Source organism: Citromicrobium bathyomarinum (assembly GCF_038594605.1).
Taxonomy (GTDB): domain Bacteria; phylum Pseudomonadota; class Alphaproteobacteria; order Sphingomonadales; family Sphingomonadaceae; genus Alteriqipengyuania; species Alteriqipengyuania bathyomarina_B.
Window position 1 is genome coordinate 852,760 of record NZ_JBCFZM010000002.1, and the last position, 16,528, is coordinate 869,287.

Below are 16,528 nucleotides of genomic sequence, written 5' to 3' on the forward strand. Positions count from 1 at the left end.
CGCGCCAAAGTGACGGGGGGCCGCCTACTCACCGATCAGCGCGATAACCTTGGCCGAAAACGGGCCGATGGAGACCGGTTTTGCAAGGTAATCTTCCGCCCCCGCAGCGCGAATGCGATCCTCGTCGCCCGTGCCTGCATAGGCGGTGACGGCCAGCACCGGAACGGCGGACAACTCGCCGTCGGCCTTCATCTGGGCGATCAGGTCGAGGCCGGAGACATGCGGCAGCTGGATGTCCATGATCGCGAGGTCGGGGCGGAAACGCCGAGCCGATTCGATCACCGCATTGCCATCCGCGCACCCCAGCACTTCGTACCCCTTGGCGCGGAGTACATCGCAGAACAATTTGCGGTTGAGATCGTTGTCCTCGACAACAAGGATACGCTTTGCCACGTGTCGCCCCACTTTTTACCTGCACCCCGGATAGGCCAGCCACGCCCCCCATGACAATCGCAACGCCCCAAAATCCAGAGCATTCAGACGCAGAGGCGCTGGCATTGTCGGCGCTCGGCTGGATTCTGACCGACGAGCGGCGGGCGGATCGGCTGCTCTCCCTGACCGGGCTGACGCCCGAGGTGCTGCGCGACGGCATCGGCGAGCGCGGCGTGCAGGCCGCGGTGCTCGAATTTCTCGCCGGGCACGAGCCTGATCTGGTGCTCGCCGCCGATGCGCTGAATGTCGAGCCCGGCGCGATCATCGCTGCCAAAGAGGAACTGTCGCGGTGAGCGCTTCCATTTCCAGCCTTTCCGGTTCGAACGGCGCACGCCCGCTCGTCATCACCGATTGCGACGAGGTGCTGCTGCGCATGGTCGCCCATTTCCGCGACTGGCTGGGCGAGGCGCATGACATAGACTTCGCCTTCCAGTCCGATTTCGGCGAGGCGCTGACCCGGCGCGAGGATGGCGCGGTGGTCGAGCAGCGCGAAATCTGGCGGCTGCTCAACGCCTTCTTCGATACCGAGATGGACCGGCAGGATCCGGTCGCAGGAGCGGTTGAGGCCTATGGCCAGCTCGCGGAAAAGGCGGATGTCGTGGTGCTGACCAACCTGCTCGATCACCGGCAGGACGATCGCGCGCGCCAGCTCGCCCGCTACGGGATCGATGCCAAGGTCTATACCAACCAGGGCCCGAAGGGCGCGGCGATTGCGCGCATTCTAGAGGAATACGGCCCGCGCCGCTCGGTCTTCATCGACGACCTGTCGCAGCATCACACCTCGGCGCGCGAGCACGCACCCGATACGCACCGCCTGCACCTGTGCGGCGAGCCCGATCTCGCGCCGCATATTGCGTGCGGCGAAAAGGCGGGCGACGCGCATGCCCGGATCGACACCTGGGAGACCGCGCTGCCCTGGATACTCGAACGACTGGAGGAACCGACCCCATGACCATTCAAGCCCGTCTCGACGAACTCGGCATCACATTGCCCGAGGCCGCAGCCCCCGTCGCCAGCTATGTGCCCGTCGCGGTGCATGGCGATCTCGCCTACGTCTCGGGCCAACTGCCGTTCATCGACGGAGAGCTGGTCACCGGGCGGCTGGGCGACGACGTCAGCCTCGAAGATGGCGCTGCGGCCGCGCGCGCCTGCGGCCTGATGATTCTCGCCCAATTGCAGAATGCACGCATTCCGCTCGACCGGGTGGAGCGGATCGTGAAGCTTGGCGCATTCGTCAATTCGACCCCCGATTTCACCGATCAGCCCAAGGTCGCCAATGGCGCGTCGGAACTGATGTTCGACGTGTTCGGCAAGGCAGGGCGTCATTCGCGCGCCGCAGTCGGCGTGGCGAGCCTGCCGCTCGGGGCAGCGGTCGAGATCGACGCGATCATCGCGCTGCATCACCACCACTAGCGCTGCCCAGCGGGGCCCGCGGCTCCCCCTATCGATCGGCATGGCGGATATCGAACTCAACGCACGGATACATGGCGGCGTCGCCGGCATCGACGCGGGCGAATGGGATCGGCTGGCGGGCGACGATAACCCGTTCATGAGCCACGCCTTCCTCTCCGCGATGGAGGATTCGGGCAGTGTCGGGCCGGGCACGGGGTGGCAGGCCGCGCCGATCACGGTCGCCGATCAAGCGGGCACGATGCACGCCGCCTTGCCTGCCTACCTGAAGATGCACAGCCAGGGCGAATATGTGTTCGATCAGGGCTGGGCCGATGCCTATCAGCGCGCCGGCGGGCGCTATTACCCCAAGCTCCAGATCGCAGCACCATTTACCCCGGCGACGGGCCCGCGCCTGTTGCTGGAAGATGAGGCGTTTGCCGCTCCGCTGCTGCGCGCGGCCGAGCAGGTGTGTCACGAACACGGGCTTTCGGGCGCGCACGCCACTTTCATTGCGCCCGAGCAGGTGCCTTTGTTCGAGGATGCAGGCTGGCTGATGCGCAGCGATCTGCAGTTCCACTGGGAAAATCGCGACTACGCCGATTTCGACGCTTTTCTGGACACGCTCGCGAGTCGCAAGCGCAAGAACCTGCGCAAGGAGCGGGCGAAAGCGCAGGAAGCGGTCGAGATTCGCCATCTGACCGGCGCCGATCTGACCGAAGAGGTGTGGGACGCGTTCTGGGAATTCTATCAGGACACGGGAATGCGCAAATGGGGCACGCCCTATCTGACGCGCGAGGCCTTCACTCTGCTGGGAGAGCGGATGGGCGAGAAGATCCTGCTGATCTTCGCCTATATCGACGGCCAGCCGGTGGCGGGCGCGATGAACGTGATCGGCGGGACGACGCTGTTCGGACGCTACTGGGGGTGCCTCGCCGACATTCCCTTCCTGCATTTCGAGCTATGCTATTATCAGGCGATCGACGCGGCGATCGCGCGCGGTCTCGCGCGGGTCGAGGCAGGCGCGCAGGGCGGGCACAAGCTGGCGCGCGGATATGCGCCGGTGCAGACGCGCTCGGCCCATTACATCGCCGATCCGGGCCTGCGAGACGCGGTGGCGGAATTTCTGGAGCGCGAGGCGCAGGGCATCGCGGTGGAGCAGAACTTCCTCGAAGAGCGCACGCCCTTCAGGAAAGGATAGTCATCACGCGCTCTTGCGCTGGCCGATCAGCCACTGACGTGCGCGGCGCTGGGCTTCGGCGATCTCGCGGGCGGTCATCTCGTCCGAAATATCGGTCCGGCACCATGCCGCTTCGCGATGGCCCTGCGAGGCTGCGAGATTGAACCACTGATGGGCCTCGATCATGTCGCAGTCCATGCCATGCGCGCCGGTCGACCAGATCACCCCGAGTTCGTAGCACGCCTCTATATCGCCCTCGGTCGCGGCGCCGATCAGGCGGGCAATGGTGAGGTTGGCAATATCATCGGTCGCAGGTTGTGCGCCGGTCGTGTCGATTGCAGTCAGTCGCATGAGAAACCCCTATATTCGTCCCCTTCGCTGCGGATCGTCGCCCGCTGGGTTCCACTCAACGCCCTTATGGTAAACAAGCCATTAAGGCGGGCGCGACTTTTTCGCAGGCCCCGGGGCAATGCGCGGCGGATCGGAGCGCCGCCGTTCGGAGCGCGTTCAGCCCGCAACCCTCACCCGCCATTTCGTTTAATCGGGAGCCGGATCGGGATAAGCGCTTGTTCGCGCATGCATGCCTGCTAAGAGCCGCGGCGCAACGCATGCACCCTTTTTCGTAACCGTGCTGCGTGGGGGCAAACGGGTGGGACCGAGAGAGTAGAGGACGCAATGGCTGCAAGGGCGCTCAGCGATAGCGAAATACTGGCGCAGGCCAACAAGGCCCTGCCGCCCGACTACGCGCCTGACGACGACGAAGAGTATATGAGCGAGCGGCAGCAGCATTTCTTCCGCAAGCTGCTGATCGAATGGAAGCGCTCGCTCCATTCGGAGGCGGGCGGCACTCTGCAGAGCCTCGCCGACACCCCGATGCGCGAACCCGACATGACCGACCGTGCGTCGAGCGAGACCGACTGGGGCATCGAGCTGCGCACGCGCGACCGCCAGCGTAAGCTGATTTCCAAGATCGAAGCGGCGCTGCGCCGGATCGACCAGGGCGAATACGGCTATTGCGAGGTTAGCGGCGATCCGATCGGCCTGCAGCGCCTGATCGCACGACCGGTCGCGACGATGACGGTCGAAGCGCAGGAAGCGCACGAGCGGCGCGAGAAAATCTCCCGCGACGATTGAAGACCGCAGGCAGGGCCCGCGACGCGCGGGTGGGTAACGGCGTTTAACTTTCCTTAGGCACTGCGGGTCTAGAAGAAACCAGACCCTCAACGGGTTCAATGATTACCAACCCAGCAAACGCGAAGGTTTCAGGACGCTTCATGACTGCCATCGACACCCGATCGCTGAAGCGCGACAGCCTGTTTCTGTCCGCCGATCTCACGCTTGCCGACGGAGGCGAAGCGATTCGCGTGAAAGTGCGCAATCTCTCCGACGGCGGCATGATGGCCGAAGCGCCCTTGCGGGTGGAACGTGGCATGCGCCTTGGCGTCGATCTGCGCAATATCGGCCAGATCAAGGGCTCGGTCGCCTGGACCCAGGACAACCGCTTCGGGATCGTGTTCGATCATGAGATCAATTCGAAGAAGGTTCGCGAAACCGCCGGTTCGGGCGATCATACTCCGCGCTACGCGCGGCCCTCCACGGTCGCCCCGGCGTCGGCCGCGAAATTCAGCACCGGCACCATCCGCAAAATCTGACGATTGCCGCGCTGACCGGCGCGCAAAGGGCTGCTAGGGCCCTTGTCCGTGACCATTCGCGCCGCCTTCTCCTGCCTCGCACTCTGCACGCTCGCGCCGCTGCTTGGCGCGTGTAGCGGGAATGCGGACGAAGACGGCCTGCCGGTGGTCGTCATCGGCGAACCCGAATCGATCTTCGAGGATGGATTGCGCCTTTCGTCGGGCGCGCAACTGGTGCGCGATGCGACCAGTTCGGGCATCGTTGCGCTGAATGCACAAGGCGAGGTCGTTCCCGGGCTGGGCGAAAGCTGGATCGTTACCGATGATGGTCGCAGCTTCATCTTCCGCCTGCGCCAGGTCACCTGGCCCGACGGCGAGCCGCTGACCGCACAGGATGCGCGCGCAAGCCTGCTCAGGACAATTACCGAACTGCGCGGCACGTCGCTGGGGCTCGACCTGCGCAAGGTGGAGGATATCCGCGCCATGACCGCGCGGGTGATCGAAATCCGCCTGACCGGACCGATGCCCGAGTTTCTCCAGCTGCTCGCCCAGCCGGAACTGGCGATCATCCGCGATGGTGAAAGCATCGGCCCGATGCGGATGGAGCGCGAAGGCGAGACAGCGCTGCTGGAGCCTACGCCGCCCGAGCGAATCGGCCTGCCCGAACGTGAGAGGAGCGATACCGCAAGGTCGATCCGGCTGCGCGCGCTGCCGGGGGTGGAGGCCAATGAGGCCTTTGCATCGGGCGGGGCGGCGGCGCTGCTCGACGGGACGATCTTTACCCTGCCGCTCGCCGATACGGGGCCGCTGGCGCGGGGCACGGTGCGGCTCGACCCCGCGGTCGGGCTGTTCGGTATCGTCGTCACCAACGACCAGGGTTTTCTCGCGGAGGTCGAGAATCGCGAGGCGCTGTCGATGACGATCGATCGCGCCGCGCTGGTCGAACAGTTCAGTCTGGGAGGCTGGCAACCCTCCGCCCGGATCGTGCCGGCCAGCCTGCCCGGCATTGCCAATCCGCAGACCGGGCGCTGGCCCGGCATGTCGCTCGAGGCCCGCCGCGAACAGGCGCGCGACCGCGTTACCGCGTGGACCCGGCAGACCGGGCAGCGGGCGCGCGTGCGGCTGTGGCTGCCGGACGGTCCGGGTGCGGACCGTCTGGTGAATGCACTTTCGATGGATCTGGCGACCATCGGCGTGGATCTGCGCCGCGCGCAGTTTCCGCAGGGCGCGGATCTGGTGATGATCGATCGCCTCGCCCGCTATCCGAGCGCGCGCTGGTTCCTCAACCAGTTCAACTGCGCGCTGCTGCCCGGCCCATGCTCGCCCGATGCCGATCTGCTGGTCACCGAGTCGCTCTCGGCCAATGGCGCGCAAGAGGCCGGCAATCTGCTGGTGGAGGCGGAGGGTGCGCTGATCGCGCAAGAGGTGTATATTCCGCTCGGTGCGCCGGTTCGCTGGTCGCTGGTGCGCAGCGGGCTCGAGGGTTTTTCCGAAAATTCCTGGTCCCGACACCCGCTTTATGCGTTGGCCGGGGTAGAGGCATGGTAAACCGGGCCTGTTTTGCGACGGGTCCGATCTGAACGGGGACCGATCGAATGGGCGATACGCGCACGATGAACTTGCTGGGGGTGGAAGTACCGGCCGGCAACGATCCGGCTTCGGTCTATCGCCGGATCCAGATGATGGAACAGCTGATGGAGCGCAGCATGACCATCCCGGGGATCAATTATCCCGTCGGGATGGATGCGATCGTCGGCCTGATCCCGGTGCTGGGCGATATTTTCGGCGTCGCCATGGGCACCTACATCGTCTGGGAAGCGCGCAATCTGGGCATGCCCAAGTGGCATATGTCGCGGATGATCGGGAATGTCGCCATCGACGGCGTGATCGGTTTCGTGCCGCTGGCCGGCGATATGGCCGACTTCGCCTTCCGCTCGAACACCCGCAATCTCAAGATCGTGAAGAAGTACATGTGCAAGCACCACCCGGACGTGTCGATCGTCGATTGCTGAGCGCATTTGGCGCTTCGGCAGCAAGACGCTAGGGCAGCGGCCATGTCAGCCGACCAGAAAAAGGGAGACGTCACCTACGCCTCCTACCTCGATCTCGACCGCATCCTCGCCGCGCAGCATCCCCGCTCCGACGCGCAAGACGAGATGCTGTTCATAATCGTCCACCAGGCGAGCGAGCTGTGGCTCAAGCTGTGCCTGCACGAGCTGTTCGCGGCGCGCGAAGCGATCGCCGACGATCGCCTGCGCCCCGCCTTCAAGATGCTCGCCCGCGTGGCGCGCGCGCAGGAGCAGCTGATCCAGAGCTGGAACGTGCTCAGCACGATGACCCCGCACGACTATTCGCAGCTGCGCCCGCATCTGGGCACGTCGAGCGGGTTCCAGTCCGCCCAGTATCGGCTGATGGAATTCATCCTCGGCGGGCGCAAACCCAACATGGTCACGATGCATGAAGCCGTGCCCGAGGTGGCGGAGAAGCTGCGCGCCGAGCTCGCCCGGCCGAGCCTCTATGACGAGACGGTGAAGTTGCTTGCCAAGCGGGGCTTCGACATTCCCGCTGCGGTGCTCGACCGCGACCGCAAGGAACGCTGGGAGAAATCCGAGGCGGTCGAGGCGGCGTGGGCGCAGATCTACTCCAACCCGCACGATCACTGGGACCTTTACGAGCTGGCCGAAAAGCTGGTCGATCTCGAATATCATTTCCAGCGCTGGCGCTTCGGGCACTTGAAGACGGTGGAGCGGATCATCGGGTTCAAGCGCGGGACGGGCGGCACCGCCGGCGTCGGCTATCTCGAAGGCGTGCTGAAAGAGGTGTTCTTCCCCGAACTCCTTTCCGTCAGGACCGCCATTTGATGGCGAAAATCCGGGATATTTCGCAGGTGCTCCGTCCCGAGTTGCCGGTATGGCCGGGCGATACCGCATTCGGCTTCGAGCGGACGTGGAAGATGGAAGACGGCTCGCCGGTCAATGTGGCGCGCATGACGATGAGCACGCATTCGGGCACGCACGCCGACGCGCCGCTGCATTATGCCGCCGATGGCGCGGATGCGGCGCACATGAGCCTCGACCCGTATCTCGGCACCTGCATCGTGGTCGATGCGCGGGGCGTGGAGGGCGCCATCGACATCGGCGATCTCCCCCGGCTCGACTACGCCAACCGCGTGCTGTTTCGTACGTGGGATGCGTTTCCGCATGACGAATGGCGCAGCGATTGGCTGCCGATCGCGCCCGAAACCATCGAGTGGCTGTCAGCCCACGGCGTCGTGCTGATCGGCACCGATGCGCCCTCGGTCGACCCGCAGGAGAGCAAGACGATGGATGCCCACAAGGCGGTGCTGAAACACGACATGCGCATCCTCGAAGGGCTGGTTCTGGATGATGTGCCCGAGGGGCATTACGAACTCATCGCGCTGCCGCTGAAGGTCGGCGGCGGCGATGCCGGGCTGTGTCGCGCGGTGCTGCGGGAGTTGCCCGATGCTTGAGCGGGCACGCGAACTCGATGCAGCCGATAGCATCGCGCACTTTCGCGAGCGCTTCGATCTGCCCGAAGGGGTGATCTACCTCGACGGCAATTCGCTCGGGCCGCTGCCCAAGGCATCGCGTGAGCGTCTGCACTGGGTGATCGACGCCGAGTGGGGCGAAGGTCTGATCCGCAGCTGGAACGAGCTGCCGGGCGGCGGTGGCGACTGGATCGCCATGCCGCAACGCGTGGGCGCGAAGATTGCCCCGCTAATCGGCGCGCAGCCGCACGAGGTGATCGCGTGCGATTCGGTCTCGGTAAACCTCGCCAAGCTGATCGGCGCGGCGCTTTCGCTCAATCCGGACCGTAACGTCGTGCTGAGCGAGCCGGGCAATTTCCCGACCGACCTCTACATGATTCAGGGCGACACCCGCGTCGAACAGCGGCTAGCGCCGCGCGACGCGATGGTGGACGCGCTGGATGAAGACGTCGCGCTGCTGCTGTTGACGCATGTCCACTACAAGACCGGCGAAATGTTCGACATGGAGGCGCTGACCAGGGCCGCGCACGATGTCGGCGCGATCGTGCTGTGGGACCTCTCGCACTCGGGCGGTGCAGTGCCGGTCGACCTGAACGGCGCGCAGGCCGACCTCGCGGTGGGCTGCGGCTACAAGTATCTGAACGGCGGCCCCGGCGCGCCCGCTTACGCCTTCGTTGCCGAACGGCACCACGGCGATTTTGCGCAACCGCTGACCGGCTGGATGGGCCACGCGAAACCGTTCGCCTTCTCCGACGAATACGAACCCGCTCCGGGCGTCACCCGCCTGCTGGCCGGCACGCCGCCGGTGCTGGCGATGGTGGCGCTCGAAAGCGGCGTCGAGCTGATTGCCGAGATCGGGATCGAGCCGCTGGTCGCCAAGTCGCGCGCGCTGAGCGAGTTCTTCCTGGAGTGCTGCGTTGCCCACGGCGTGCTCCAGCTCCCCTCACCGAACCCTCTCCCGCAAGGGGAGAGGGCTTTTGCCGATGAGTTGGACCTCGTCAGCCCGCGCGACCCCGCAGGACGCGGCAGCCAGCTGAGCTTCCGCCACGAAAACGCCTACGCGCTGTCGCAGGCCCTGATCGCGCGCGGCGTGATCGGCGATTTCCGCGATCCCGACATCCTGCGCCTCGGCTTTGCGCCTGCGTATCTGCGCTTCGAGGATAGTGCCGAAGCCGCCCGCCACCTCGCCGAGGTGCTGGAAACCGGCGAGTGGCAGCGCGACGAATTTGCTACCAGAGCTGCCGTCACCTGAGGAGAAAGTCGATGAAGTACCGCACGCTGGGCCAGGGTCTCGAAGTTTCCGCCATCGGAATTGGCTGCATGCCGATGGTTGCGGGCGGGAACATCACTTACGGTGCTGCGAACGCGGACGACGCGGTCGAAACCATTCATCGCGCGATCGAACTCGGCGTCACCTTCTTCGACACCGCCGAAATCTACGGGCCCTTCCAGAACGAGGAGCTGGTCGGCCGTGCCATTCGGGGCAAGCGCGACGGCCTCGTCATCGCCACCAAGTTCGGCTTCGCCTTCGAAGGCAACCAGATCGTCGGCGCCGACAGCAGCCCGGCGAACATCCGCCGCGCCTGCGAGGGTTCGCTCAAGCGGCTGGGGATCGAAACGATTGATCTGTTCTACCAGCACCGCGTCGATCCCAAGGTCCCGATCGAGGATGTCGTGGGGGCGATGGCTGACCTCAAGGCGGAAGGGAAAATCCGCCATCTGGCGCTGTCCGAAGCGGGCGAGGAGACGTTGCGGCGCGCACACGCAACCCATCCGATCACCGCGCTGCAGAGCGAATATTCGCTGTGGGAGCGCGGGGTGGAGGATGGCATCCTGCCCGCCTGCCAGGAGCTCGGCACCGGCTTCGTGCCCTATAGCCCTCTCGGGCGCGGCTTCCTGACCGGCAGTTTCCGCAGCCGCGACGATCTGGCCGAGAACGACTGGCGGCGGCAGGACCCGCGCTGGTCGGAAGAGAATTTCGCCGCCAACCTCGCCATCGTCGACACGATCCGCACCGTCGCCGACCGCAACGGGGCCAGCGTGGCGCAGGTCGCGCTTGCGTGGCTGATCGCACAGGGCGATCACGTGGTCCCGATCCCCGGGGCGAAGCGTATCGCGACCATGAGCGATTCCGCCGCCGGCGCCGATCTCGAACTGTCAGACGCCGATCTGGCCGAGCTGTCCGCAGCGGTTCCGCCGGGCGCCGCGCAAGGCCAGCGCTATAACGAACGCGGGATGCGAATGGTGCGGATTTAGGGCGGGCGCCCCCCCGGTCCGACCCGGATTGTCCCGGCCCAGACCGTTTAACGGCACTGCGATGGAGAGAGCTTGAGATCGGTTCCTTTGCGGGACGCGGCGATCCTGTCTCCAACCTTGCAGCCGTGCAGCCGCGAGGGAGACACCCGCTTTCGTCCCACCAGGCCATCGTCTGTCATCGCGGCCACCGCCACTCGGGGTGGCAGGCCCCCGTCATTATCGGTGGTGCTCAGGCCGGTTATTCTCGCTTCAACCGGAGCATAATCGGTCGCGAATTCCCGATGGAAGCGAAGCTGGTACAGTCCGATGACGGCACCTGCCATCAGCAAACCGCCTGCAACCCAAAGCAGGCTTTGCAGACTTCTGCGATGAAGGATCTGCCTCATGCGTCGATCTCGACATCCGACCATACCCGGTCGCGCCAGATATCGGGCAGGCAGTCGGGCGGGAAGGGCTGCCGCGCAACCGCTGCCGGAAAACCTAGTTTCCCGTACATTCGCTGCCGAGCCATGCGAGCGCCGGTTCGAGCGCATCGCCGTCCACTGCCACCTCCGGCACCAGCGCGCCTTCGATCATCGTGCCATCGCGATAGGCCACTTTGCTCGATGTGACGCCAAGGATGGCGCCGTCGCTCAGTTCGAAGGGCCGCACGGCAGTCGTATAGTTCGCGGATTTCGCGCCGAAGCTGCGGCTGTGTTCGCGACCGGTGAGCGCGATGGCGACCATTTCGCCGGTGCTGGAGGTGCGCGGTCCGAACAGGATGGCGACCGGGGCGTCGCCATTGGCAAGTGCGTATTGCGGCTCGCCCGTGTCGATCTCGCTCCCGGTCCCTGACGAGATTTCAGTCTCGCCCCGGACCCAGGCCGCTCTCCCCTCGACGCCGACGAAATAGCCGAACGGTCCGGGGCCGAGCAGCGGATCGAGCCCGTTGAGCATGGGCCACATATTGCCCCCGCCGTTCTGCCTGAGATCGACCACCCAACCGCATTTGGCCGACGAATCGAGATTCTGGAGAATGCCGACGAGACGCTCCCGATATTGCTCGCCGACGTCTTCATTGCCGCCGACGGTCATCAGGGGCGGCAGCATCAGATAGCCGATATCGCCATCGAGCGGCTCGCCCTCCGGCATGGCCGGCGCGGCGGCATTGCCACCTTCGCCGGAAGGCGCGCGGGCCTGCTGGCGCGGTTGAGGGATGAAGAGATAGCCGTGATTGTCGCCCATCGCGACCACCGCGGCACGCAAGGCGGCATGCGTTTCGCCGGTGGTCCCGGCGTGGGCCGAAAGGACCTTGGTCGCGCGGCGCACGGCGTCCCAATCGATGTCCTGCCGGTTCATGTGATATTGCTGGAGGATATCCAGCGCGCGTTCGACATAGGCCTCAGGCGTCCCGTCTCCTGGCGACGGGTCCTCTGGCGCTTCGGCTTGGCCGACGGCAGGATCGGTCCGTGCCGAGACGGTCGGCGCCATGCTCAGCGCGAGGAGCGCCGCCGCAAGCGGCCATTGAGCAAGCGATTTTCTCAAGCTCGTTCCTCCAGCTCGATAACCTGGCGGAACCGGTTGTGGTTCGGCGTATCGGTAAGGCGCTAGCGCCGGTGCTCGGGGTGAATCACCAGCGTATCCACCGGGAGCGTGCGCAGGAGGTCGCTTACCGTGCTGCCCAGCAGTGCCTGTCGCAGCCCGCCGTTGCCGTGCGAGGTCAGCGCACACAGATGCGCGTCGTATTTCTCCAACGCCTCGGTGATTGCGCCTGTGGGTGAGCCGTGGACGACCTCCATCGTCATCTGCTCGCGGCATTCGGGCGAGACGTCCAGCTGCTCGGTAAAGCTGTCGCAATGGCGCTGCGCGGTCGCGGCCAGCTCGTCCTTCACATAGGCGGCCTGTTGCCACGCCTCGTAGGGTACGTGAAACGCATGGACGAGATGAAGCTGCGCCTTGGGGAACATCGCGACGGCGGCTTCGACCGCGCGCGCCGAAAGCTTGGACAGGTCGGTCCCGATCACGATGTGCTCGTAGCTCGCCTTGGGCCGCTCCTTCACCACCAGCACCGGATAGGTCGAACGGCGCAGGACTTCGTCGACCGCCGTGCCGAGGAAATAATCGCCGACCGAATTGTACCGCGCGACGGAGAGCACGAGGCAGAACGCGTCTTCATCCTCGGCCGCCTGGGCGATCGTGTCGGGTGCCGGACCTTCGGGCAGAAGGCAGCGATAGTCAGGCGCATCCTGCGGCATGACCGCCGCGATGCGCGCCTTCAGCAGATCGCCCGGCGGGCCGTCGCGCCATTTTTCGTTGGCGTGGATCACGACCAGTTTGCGGCCGGTATCCTTTGCCAGCTTCGCCGCGCGATCCAGCGCGCGGTCCGAACGGGGCCTGAAATCGGTTGCGACCAGAATGGGGTGATCTGCCACGGGTTCCTTCCTCTCGGAATGCAGGGGTACAGGATCGCAGGAGCTGCCTCAAGGTCGCCGCGCGGCTGGCATTGGCCGACGATCACGGGCGATGCCCCTCATTGCGCTGTCCTACAATCCGCCGGGTATGCCAGGCAGGCGCCGATGGTTCCCAAACAACGAAAGACCGCAGGTGGTGCGAAAGGTGACGCGGTCGGGCTCAAGAAAGGTGGCGGGCGATTGGTTTCAAACGGGAATTTCGCCGGGCGTAGTTCTTGAAAACCCCCTGATCGGTGTCGCAGCCTATGCCGCTATTCCTCCAGCTCGATGTCCCAATAGAGCCAGTCGCGCCAGGTTTCGTGGAGGTAGTTGGGCGGGAAGCTCTTGCCATGCTGTTGCAGCTGCCAGCTGGTCGGGCGGATCGGTTCGAGCATCAGCTGCATGCCCGCCTGCTTCGGTGTGCGCCCGCCCTTCTTCATGTTGCACGGTGCGCAGGCGGTGATGATGTTCTCCCACGTCGTCTTGCCGCCGAGACGACGCGGGACGACATGATCGAAGGTCAGGTGGCTGGGGCTGCCGCAATACTGGCAGGTGAAGCGATCGCGCAGGAACAGGTTGAAGCGGGTGAAGGCGGGAAACTCGCTCGTGCGGACATATTGCTTGAGCGCAATCACGCTCGGCAGCTTCATGTCGAGCGAAGGCGAATGGATTTCGCGCTCGTAGCTCGCCACCACCGCCACCCGATCGAGGAAGATCGCCTTGATCGCGGTCTGCCATGGCCAGATCGACAGCGGATAATAGGACAGCGGAGTATAGTCCGCGTTGAGAACAAGTGTCGGGCATGCCGACAAATTCCTCGTCGGGTCATCGTGTGCGCTGCGAACTCGCGCCGCGCGGTCGATCAGATCGGCTTTGAACACTTCCTGCGTGTCCTCCCTGATGTGATGAAAGGACCACTTGCCTGCAAAAGCGTCAAGCCTGTTACATGCGCAGTATCCACAGAGCTTTTTGGCGAGTCGCGGCTTTTTTGCACTAAGCAGGTCAAGCAATGATCGTTACCCGCTTCGCCCCCAGCCCCAACGGCCCGCTGCACTGGGGCCACGCATATTCGGCCATCGTCGCGCACGATCGGGCGCGCGAGTCGGGCGGCAGGTTCCTGCTGCGGATCGAGGATATCGACGGGCCACGCAGCAAGCCCGAACTGGCGGACGAGTTCCGCCGCGATCTCGCATGGCTGGGGCTGGAGTGGGACGAAGTGCCTGCGCAGGGCACCCGGCTGGCGAGCTACGAGGCGGCACTGGAGACGCTCGATTCGCTCGGCGTGCTCTACCCGTGCACCTGCACCCGCGCCGAGATTGCCGCTGCCGCCACGCGGACAGGTGCCGAGGGACCGATCTATCCCGGCACCTGCAAGCATCGCGAGGTGCCACCGGGCACGCCCGCTGCCCTGCGGCTCGATCTCGACAAGGCGCTCGCCATCACCGGTCCGCTCACCTGGCAGGATGCGATCGCGGGCACGCAAGCCATCGACCCGGCGCCGCTGGGCGATCCGGTGCTGCGCCGCAAGGATCTGCCCGCGAGCTATCACCTTGCCGTCACGCTCGACGATGCGGCCGACGGCGTGACGCTGGTGACCCGCGGGCTGGACCTGTTCCACGCCTCGCCCATCCACCGGTTGCTGCAGGCGCTGCTTGGCCTGGCCGTACCGCAGTGGCATCACCATCCGCTGCTGCTCGACGAGGAAAGGCGCAAGCTTGCCAAGCGGCGCGGCTCGCCCGCTATCGCCGACTACCGGGAGCGGGGAGAGGACGGGCGCGCATGGGCGGAGAAACTGCGTACCGCCCAATGGCCATGTGGCATTTCGATTGGTAAGGCCCACATCTAGCCCATGAATACGATCCTCATCATCGCCATCGTCCTGCTCTCGATCATGGTCGTGGTTTCGCTGGTGCGCGGAATCATCGCCTTCCTGAAGACCACCAAGGTCGATCTGGAAAACAACACGGGCGACACCGTGACCGAGATGCAGCTGCTGCAGAACAAGGCCATGTTCGACCGGATCAAGTATCAGGGCCTCGCGATCCTGGTGGTCGCGATCCTGCTTGCGGTGGCTCGCTGAGGCGGGCATCCGGGCCGTCATGGTCAAGCTCAACAAGATTTACACCCGCACCGGCGACGACGGCACCACCGGCCTCGTCGACGGCAGCCGCAGCCCCAAGCACGCCGCGCGGATCGAGGCGATCGGCGCGGTGGACGAGGCGAACAGCGCGCTGGGCCTCGCGATCCTCGCCCTCGACGAGGTGGATGACTTGCGCCGGGTGCAGAACGACCTGTTCGATCTGGGCGCCGACCTCGCCACGCCCAAGGGCGCGCTCGACGGCGAAGGGTTCGAGCCCGGAGAGATGGTGCTGCGGGTTGTGCCCGCGCAGGTCGACTGGGTGGAACAGGCGATCGACACGGCGAAGGAGCAGCTCGAGCCGCTGACCAGCTTCGTGCTGCCCGGTGGCGGCGAGGCGGCGGCGCGGCTGCATGTCGCGCGGGCGACCGTGCGGCGGGCAGAGCGGGCGATGACCGCGCTGGCCAGCCACGAACCGGTCAATCCGGCGGCGCTGCATTACATCAATCGCCTGTCCGACCTGTTGTTCTGCCTCGCGCGGCTCGCGAATGATGGCGGCAAGACCGACGTGACATGGGTACCGGGTGCGAATCGATAACTCCCGGCTAGCCAGCGGGCATTGCGCCCGCTAGCCAGCGGCCTTTGCTGCACATGCGAAGGACGAATTTCATGAAGACCATCGGTGTTATCGGCGCGGGCCAAATGGGTTCGGGGATTGCCCAGACCATCGCGCAGCACGGGATAAACGTCCTGCTGACCGATCGCGAACTGGCGATTGCGGAGCAGGCACGCGACGGGATCGAGCGTTCGCTGGGCAAGCTGGTCGCGAAGGCGAAGATCGAAGCCGCCGATGCCGAGGCGGCGCTCGCGCGGATCAAGCCGGTCGGCGATGTCGCGCCGATGGCCGAAGCGGACATGATCATCGAGGCCGCAACCGAAAAGGAAGCGATCAAGAAGGGCATCTTCGAGAATGCCGGCAAGGTGCTGGGGCAGGACGCTATCCTCGCCAGCAATACCAGCTCGATCCCGATCACGCGGATGGCGAACTGGTCGCCCGATCCGGGCCGTTTCATTGGCCTGCACTTCTTCAACCCCGTGCCGGTGATGGGCCTCATCGAAGTCATCCCGGGGCTTGCGACCGACAAGGATGTGACCGAGCGGACGATGGCTTTCGCGCATCTGCTGGGCAAGGAAGTGGTCCTCTCGCAGGACGAGCCCGGCTTCGTGGTCAACCGCATCCTGCTGCCGATGATCAACGAAGCGGTCTTCGTGCTCGGTCAGTCGACCGCCAGTATCGAGGATATCGACCTTGGCTGCCGTCTGGGCCTCAATCATCCGATGGGCCCGCTGCAACTGGCGGACTTCGTGGGGCTGGACACCTGCCTCGACATCATCCGCGTGCTGCACGAGACGACCGGCGACACCAAATACCGCCCCGCGCCGCTGCTGGTGAAATATGTCGAAGCCGGGTGGCTGGGCCGCAAGACGGGCCGGGGGTTCTACGATTATTCGGGCGAGGCGCCGGTCCCGACGCGCTAGGTTTTAGTATTCGGCACCGGCCCGCACCCCCACCCGGCCAACCCACAGCATAATACCGATGGGTTGGCCGGGTGGGGGTGCGGGCCG

At 65.3% G+C, this 16,528-nt stretch carries 22 protein-coding genes; 16 read left to right on the top strand and 6 right to left on the bottom strand.

All coding sequences use genetic code 11. From position 1 onward, the window contains the following. Nucleotides 1-24 precede the first annotated feature (24 nt). Complete coding sequence (locus AAG612_RS11330; RefSeq protein WP_342510279.1) at nt 25-393, bottom strand: response regulator; 369 nt, start codon at nt 391-393, stop codon at nt 25-27. Nucleotides 394-443: 50 nt separating this feature from the next. Between AAG612_RS11330 and AAG612_RS11335 the strand changes: the two genes are divergently transcribed. The 4 genes from AAG612_RS11335 (at nt 444) to AAG612_RS11350 (ending at nt 3,022) form a co-directional block, all read left to right on the top strand. After that, nucleotides 444-725, top strand: coding sequence for a DUF3572 domain-containing protein (locus AAG612_RS11335; protein WP_342510280.1), 282 nt, complete (start codon nt 444-446; stop codon nt 723-725). An 80-nt stretch (nt 726-805) separates the two neighbouring features. Next, on the top strand, nt 806-1,384 hold the full coding sequence (locus tag AAG612_RS11340; RefSeq protein WP_342510347.1) for an HAD family hydrolase: 579 nt from the start codon (nt 806-808) through the stop codon (nt 1,382-1,384). Further along, entirely contained in the window at nt 1,381-1,845 is a 465-nt protein-coding gene (locus tag AAG612_RS11345) for a RidA family protein (RefSeq protein WP_342510282.1), read from the top strand. Before AAG612_RS11340 ends, AAG612_RS11345 begins: the two co-directional genes overlap by 4 nt. 40 nt (nt 1,846-1,885) lie before the next feature. Beyond that, complete coding sequence (locus AAG612_RS11350) at nt 1,886-3,022, top strand: GNAT family N-acetyltransferase (RefSeq protein ID WP_342510284.1); 1,137 nt, start codon at nt 1,886-1,888, stop codon at nt 3,020-3,022. A gap of 3 nt (nt 3,023-3,025) precedes the next feature. Here the strand turns inward: AAG612_RS11350 and AAG612_RS11355 are convergent, their stop codons facing one another. Further along, complete coding sequence (locus AAG612_RS11355) at nt 3,026-3,352, bottom strand: hypothetical protein (RefSeq protein ID WP_342510286.1); 327 nt, start codon at nt 3,350-3,352, stop codon at nt 3,026-3,028. A gap of 324 nt (nt 3,353-3,676) precedes the next feature. Between AAG612_RS11355 and dksA the strand changes: the two genes are divergently transcribed. The 8 genes from dksA to AAG612_RS11395 all read left to right on the top strand — a co-directional run bounded on the left by dksA (nt 3,677) and on the right by AAG612_RS11395 (nt 10,396). Continuing rightward, nucleotides 3,677-4,135: an RNA polymerase-binding protein DksA gene (dksA, locus tag AAG612_RS11360; protein ID WP_342510287.1), complete on the top strand. Its 459-nt coding sequence runs from the start codon at nt 3,677-3,679 to the stop codon at nt 4,133-4,135. 140 nt (nt 4,136-4,275) lie between these two features. After that, nucleotides 4,276-4,653: a PilZ domain-containing protein gene (locus AAG612_RS11365; RefSeq protein WP_342510289.1), complete on the top strand. Its 378-nt coding sequence runs from the start codon at nt 4,276-4,278 to the stop codon at nt 4,651-4,653. A gap of 48 nt (nt 4,654-4,701) precedes the next feature. After that, complete coding sequence (locus AAG612_RS11370) at nt 4,702-6,180, top strand: ABC transporter substrate-binding protein (RefSeq protein ID WP_342510291.1); 1,479 nt, start codon at nt 4,702-4,704, stop codon at nt 6,178-6,180. A gap of 47 nt (nt 6,181-6,227) precedes the next feature. Further along, on the top strand, nt 6,228-6,644 hold the full coding sequence (locus tag AAG612_RS11375; protein ID WP_342510293.1) for a DUF4112 domain-containing protein: 417 nt from the start codon (nt 6,228-6,230) through the stop codon (nt 6,642-6,644). Nucleotides 6,645-6,686: 42 nt separating this feature from the next. After that, nucleotides 6,687-7,493 carry a tryptophan 2,3-dioxygenase gene (locus AAG612_RS11380; RefSeq protein WP_342510296.1) on the top strand — a complete coding sequence of 269 codons (807 nt, stop codon included), beginning with the start codon at nt 6,687-6,689 and terminating at the stop codon, nt 7,491-7,493. Beyond that, nucleotides 7,493-8,122 carry an arylformamidase gene (gene kynB, locus AAG612_RS11385; RefSeq protein WP_342510299.1) on the top strand — a complete coding sequence of 210 codons (630 nt, stop codon included), beginning with the start codon at nt 7,493-7,495 and terminating at the stop codon, nt 8,120-8,122. The genes AAG612_RS11380 and kynB overlap by 1 nt, the downstream gene beginning before the upstream one ends. Then, complete coding sequence (gene kynU, locus AAG612_RS11390; protein WP_342510301.1) at nt 8,115-9,392, top strand: kynureninase; 1,278 nt, start codon at nt 8,115-8,117, stop codon at nt 9,390-9,392. The genes kynB and kynU overlap by 8 nt, the downstream gene beginning before the upstream one ends. Before the next feature lie 11 nt (nt 9,393-9,403). Then, nucleotides 9,404-10,396: an aldo/keto reductase gene (locus AAG612_RS11395; protein ID WP_342510303.1), complete on the top strand. Its 993-nt coding sequence runs from the start codon at nt 9,404-9,406 to the stop codon at nt 10,394-10,396. Between the two features lie 47 nt (nt 10,397-10,443). Here AAG612_RS11395 and AAG612_RS11400 read toward each other — a convergent pair whose 3' ends face one another. From AAG612_RS11400 to AAG612_RS11415, 4 genes are all read right to left on the bottom strand, one after another. Beyond that, the gene (locus AAG612_RS11400; protein ID WP_342510305.1) at nt 10,444-10,782 is read right to left on the bottom strand and encodes a hypothetical protein; all 339 of its coding nucleotides are present in this window, start codon (nt 10,780-10,782) and stop codon (nt 10,444-10,446) included. Nucleotides 10,783-10,876: 94 nt separating this feature from the next. Beyond that, complete coding sequence (locus AAG612_RS11405) at nt 10,877-11,866, bottom strand: S41 family peptidase (RefSeq protein ID WP_342510307.1); 990 nt, start codon at nt 11,864-11,866, stop codon at nt 10,877-10,879. A gap of 116 nt (nt 11,867-11,982) precedes the next feature. Continuing rightward, nucleotides 11,983-12,807, bottom strand: coding sequence for a universal stress protein (locus tag AAG612_RS11410; protein ID WP_342510309.1), 825 nt, complete (start codon nt 12,805-12,807; stop codon nt 11,983-11,985). 290 nt (nt 12,808-13,097) lie between these two features. After that, nucleotides 13,098-13,706 carry an HNH endonuclease gene (locus AAG612_RS11415; RefSeq protein WP_342510310.1) on the bottom strand — a complete coding sequence of 203 codons (609 nt, stop codon included), beginning with the start codon at nt 13,704-13,706 and terminating at the stop codon, nt 13,098-13,100. 128 nt (nt 13,707-13,834) lie between these two features. On the opposite strand from AAG612_RS11415, the gene gluQRS reads away from it, so the two are divergent. From gluQRS to AAG612_RS11435, 4 genes are all read left to right on the top strand, one after another. Further along, on the top strand, nt 13,835-14,671 hold the full coding sequence (gene gluQRS / locus AAG612_RS11420; protein ID WP_342510311.1) for a tRNA glutamyl-Q(34) synthetase GluQRS: 837 nt from the start codon (nt 13,835-13,837) through the stop codon (nt 14,669-14,671). Between the two features lie 3 nt (nt 14,672-14,674). Further along, the gene (locus tag AAG612_RS11425; protein ID WP_342510312.1) at nt 14,675-14,905 is read left to right on the top strand and encodes a hypothetical protein; all 231 of its coding nucleotides are present in this window, start codon (nt 14,675-14,677) and stop codon (nt 14,903-14,905) included. 19 nt (nt 14,906-14,924) lie between these two features. Beyond that, nucleotides 14,925-15,500 carry a cob(I)yrinic acid a,c-diamide adenosyltransferase gene (locus tag AAG612_RS11430; protein WP_342510313.1) on the top strand — a complete coding sequence of 192 codons (576 nt, stop codon included), beginning with the start codon at nt 14,925-14,927 and terminating at the stop codon, nt 15,498-15,500. 71 nt (nt 15,501-15,571) lie between these two features. Next, the gene (locus tag AAG612_RS11435; protein WP_342510314.1) at nt 15,572-16,441 is read left to right on the top strand and encodes a 3-hydroxyacyl-CoA dehydrogenase NAD-binding domain-containing protein; all 870 of its coding nucleotides are present in this window, start codon (nt 15,572-15,574) and stop codon (nt 16,439-16,441) included. Nucleotides 16,442-16,528: the final 87 nt, after the last annotated feature.

Excerpts from the sequence above, each read along its gene's own strand:
- kynU (WP_342510301.1), top strand. The coding sequence starts at position 8,115 with ATGCTTGAGCGGGCACGCGAACTCGATGCAGCCGATAGCATCGCGCAC.
- AAG612_RS11355 (WP_342510286.1), bottom strand. The coding sequence starts at position 3,352 with ATGCGACTGACTGCAATCGACACGACCGGCGCACAACCTGCGACCGAT.
- AAG612_RS11375 (WP_342510293.1), top strand. The coding sequence starts at position 6,228 with ATGGGCGATACGCGCACGATGAACTTGCTGGGGGTGGAAGTACCGGCC.
- AAG612_RS11400 (WP_342510305.1), bottom strand. The coding sequence starts at position 10,782 with ATGAGGCAGATCCTTCATCGCAGAAGTCTGCAAAGCCTGCTTTGGGTT.
- AAG612_RS11425 (WP_342510312.1), top strand. The coding sequence starts at position 14,675 with ATGAATACGATCCTCATCATCGCCATCGTCCTGCTCTCGATCATGGTC.
- AAG612_RS11435 (WP_342510314.1), top strand. The coding sequence starts at position 15,572 with ATGAAGACCATCGGTGTTATCGGCGCGGGCCAAATGGGTTCGGGGATT.
- gluQRS (WP_342510311.1), top strand. The coding sequence starts at position 13,835 with ATGATCGTTACCCGCTTCGCCCCCAGCCCCAACGGCCCGCTGCACTGG.
- AAG612_RS11380 (WP_342510296.1), top strand. The coding sequence starts at position 6,687 with ATGTCAGCCGACCAGAAAAAGGGAGACGTCACCTACGCCTCCTACCTC.
- AAG612_RS11365 (WP_342510289.1), top strand. The coding sequence starts at position 4,276 with ATGACTGCCATCGACACCCGATCGCTGAAGCGCGACAGCCTGTTTCTG.
- AAG612_RS11350 (WP_342510284.1), top strand. The coding sequence starts at position 1,886 with ATGGCGGATATCGAACTCAACGCACGGATACATGGCGGCGTCGCCGGC.
- dksA (WP_342510287.1), top strand. The coding sequence starts at position 3,677 with ATGGCTGCAAGGGCGCTCAGCGATAGCGAAATACTGGCGCAGGCCAAC.
- AAG612_RS11430 (WP_342510313.1), top strand. The coding sequence starts at position 14,925 with ATGGTCAAGCTCAACAAGATTTACACCCGCACCGGCGACGACGGCACC.
- AAG612_RS11335 (WP_342510280.1), top strand. The coding sequence starts at position 444 with ATGACAATCGCAACGCCCCAAAATCCAGAGCATTCAGACGCAGAGGCG.
- AAG612_RS11345 (WP_342510282.1), top strand. The coding sequence starts at position 1,381 with ATGACCATTCAAGCCCGTCTCGACGAACTCGGCATCACATTGCCCGAG.
- AAG612_RS11340 (WP_342510347.1), top strand. The coding sequence starts at position 806 with ATGGTCGCCCATTTCCGCGACTGGCTGGGCGAGGCGCATGACATAGAC.
- AAG612_RS11405 (WP_342510307.1), bottom strand. The coding sequence starts at position 11,866 with ATGGCGCCGACCGTCTCGGCACGGACCGATCCTGCCGTCGGCCAAGCC.
- kynB (WP_342510299.1), top strand. The coding sequence starts at position 7,493 with ATGGCGAAAATCCGGGATATTTCGCAGGTGCTCCGTCCCGAGTTGCCG.
- AAG612_RS11395 (WP_342510303.1), top strand. The coding sequence starts at position 9,404 with ATGAAGTACCGCACGCTGGGCCAGGGTCTCGAAGTTTCCGCCATCGGA.